This window comes from Micromonospora sp. NPDC048887 (assembly GCF_040649715.1).
Lineage (GTDB): Bacteria > Actinomycetota > Actinomycetes > Mycobacteriales > Micromonosporaceae > Micromonospora.
Genome location: NZ_JBEZGA010000038.1, coordinates 1 through 2,962, shown reverse-complemented (window position 1 = coordinate 2,962; position 2,962 = coordinate 1). Strand labels below are relative to the sequence as shown.

Annotated in this window: 1 rRNA gene; it reads left to right on the top strand. The window is 53.9% G+C overall.

Annotation, left to right across the window (positions count from 1 at the left end):
- Positions 1 to 95 precede the first annotated feature (95 nt).
- A 23S ribosomal RNA gene (locus tag AB0C17_RS29025) occupies positions 96 to 2,962 on the top strand; the annotation flags it as partial.

Sequence of the window (2,962 nt, the reverse complement as noted above, 5' to 3'; positions counted from 1 at the left end):
GACATAAGTCTCTTTATTGATTGAGTCGTTATATTCCTATCCGGGCTTTGTACCCCCGGGTCACATATATAACCCAAGGCAACTTGCGGTTATATGGTCAAGCGAATAAGCGCACACGGTGGATGCCTTGGCGGTCAGAGGCGATGAAGGACGTGGCAGCCTGCGAAAAGCGTGGGGGAGCTGGCAACAAGCATTGATCCGGTGATGTCCGAATGGGGAAACCCACCCGCTTGCGGGTATCCTGCAGTGAATACATAGCTGCTGGAAGCGAACCTGGTGAACTGAAATATCTAAGTACCCGGAGGAAAAGAAATCAACCGAGATTCCCTAAGTAGTGACGAGCGAACGGGGACTAGCCCTTAAGTTGCATCAGCTTCAGCAAAAGAACCTGGAAAGGTTCGCCGTAGAAGGTGACAGCCCTGTATGCGAAGGGGCTGATGCGATGAAATCGAGTAGGGCGGGGCACGTGAAACCCTGTCTGAACATGGGGGGACCATCCTCCAAGGCTAAATACTCCTGACCGACCGATAGTGAACCAGTACCGTGAGGGAAAGGCGAAAAGAACCCTGGTGAAGGGAGTGAAATAGATCCTGAAACCGTGTGCGTACAAGCAGTAGGAGCTCCGCAAGGAGTGACTGCGTACCTTTTGTATAATGGGTCAGCGACTTACTGTTCGTGGCAAGCTTAACCGTATAGGGGAGGCGAAGGGAAACCGAGTCTGATAAGGGCGCATAGTCGCGGGCAGTAGACCCGAAACCGGGTGATCTAGTCATGCCCAGGGTGAAGGTTGAGTAACATCAACTGGAGGCCCGAACCCACTCCCGTTGCAAAGGTAGGGGATGAGGTGTGATTAGGAGTGAAAAGCTAATCGAACCCGGAGATAGCTGGTTCTCCTCGAAAGCTATTTAGGTAGCGCCTCATATGTATCCTACTGGGGGTAGAGCACTGTTATGGCTAGGGGGTCATTGCGACTTACCAAACCATGGCAAACTCCGAATACCAGTACGTACTGTCCGGGAGACACACGGCGGGTGCTAACGTCCGTCGTGAAAAGGGAAACAACCCAGACCCACAGCTAAGGTCCCAAATTCATCGCTAAGTGGTGAACGATGTGGAAAGGCACAGACAGCCAGGAGGTTGGCTTAGAAGCAGCCACCCTTTAAAGAAAGCGTAATAGCTCACTGGTCGAGTCGGTCTGCGCGGAAGATTTAACGGGGCTAAGCGCAGAACCGAAGCTTGGGGTGCATACTTTGTATGCGCGGTAGAGGAGCGTTCCGTAAGCCGATGAAGGTGGATTGAGAAGTCTGCTGGAGGTATCGGAAGTGCGAATGCTGACATGAGTAACGATAATGCGGGTGAAAAGCCCGCACGCCGAAAGCCCAAGGTTTCCTTGCGCAACGTTAATCGACGCAGGGTGAGTCGGCCCCTAAGGCGAGGCAGAAATGCGTAGTCGATGGGAAGCAGGTTAATATTCCTGCACCTCGCGTAAGTGCGATGGAGGGACGGAGAAGGTTAGGTGGGCCAGGCGTTGGTTGTCCTGGTGAGAGAGTTGAGGCGGTCCCCTTAGGCAAATCCGGGGGGGCAACGTTGAGACTAAGGACCGGCCCATTAGGGCTAGGCTGCTGATATCACGCTTCCAGGAAAAGCTCCTAAGCTTCAGCTTACGCAGACCGTACCGTAAACCGACACAGGTGGGTAGGATGAGAATTCTCAGGCGCTTGAGAGAACTCGGGTGAAGGAACTAGGCAACATGGCACCGTAACTTCGGGAGAAGGTGCACCCTTTTTGGTGGCTCGTGCGAGCTATAGCTGAAGAGGGTCGCAGTAACCAGGCCGCTGCGACTGTTTATCAAAAACACAGCACTCTGCAAACACGAAAGTGGACGTATAGGGTGTGACGCCTGCCCGGTGCTGGAAGGTTAATTGATGGGGTCAGCCGCAAGGCGAAGCTCTTGATCGAAGCCCCAGTAAACGGCGGCCGTAACTATAACGGTCCTAAGGTAGCGAAATTCCTTGTCGGGTAAGTTCCGACCTGCACGAATGGCGTAACGACAGCGGCGCTGTCTCCACCCGAGACTCAGTGAAATTGAAATCGCTGTGAAGATGCAGCGTTCCCGCGGCAAGACGGAAAGACCCCGTGAACCTTTACTATAGCTTTACATTGAACGTTGAGTTCGTCTGTGTAGGATAGGTGGGAGGCTATGAAACTGTGGCGCTAGCTGCAGTGGAGCCATCCTTGAAATACCACCCTGTCGTGCTTGACGTTCTAACCTGGGCCCATTATCTGGGTCGGGGACCGTGTATGGTGGGTAGTTTGACTGGGGCGGTCTCCTCCCAAAGAGTAACGGAGGAGCACGAAGGTACGCTCAGCGCGGTCGGACATCGCGCACTGTGTGCAAAGGCATAAGCGTGCTTGACTGCAAGATCGACGGATCAAGCAGGTACGAAAGTAGGACTTAGTGATCCGGTGGTTCTGTATGGAAGGGCCATCGCTCAACGGATAAAAGGTACTCCGGGGATAACAGGCTGATACCGCCCAAGAGTTCATATCGACGGCGGTGTTTGGCACCTCGATGTCGGCTCATCACATCCTGGGGCTGTAGTCGGTCCCAAGGGTATGGCTGTTCGCCATTTAAAGTGGTACGCGAGCTGGGTTCAGAACGTCGTGAGACAGTTCGGTCCCTATCTGCCATGGGCGTTGGAGATTTGAGAGGGGCTGCTCCTAGTACGAGAGGACCGGAGTGGACGAACCTCTGGTGTTCCGGTTGTCACGCCAGTGGCATTGCCGGGTAGCTATGTTCGGAAGCGATAACCGCTGAAAGCATCTAAGCGGGAAGCGCGCCTCAAGATGAGATCTCCCGGGGCACAAGCCCCCTGAAGGAACCATCAAGACTAGGTGGTTGATAGGCAGGGTGTGTAAGTGCAGCAATGCATTGAGCTAACCTGTACTAATGATCCGTGCG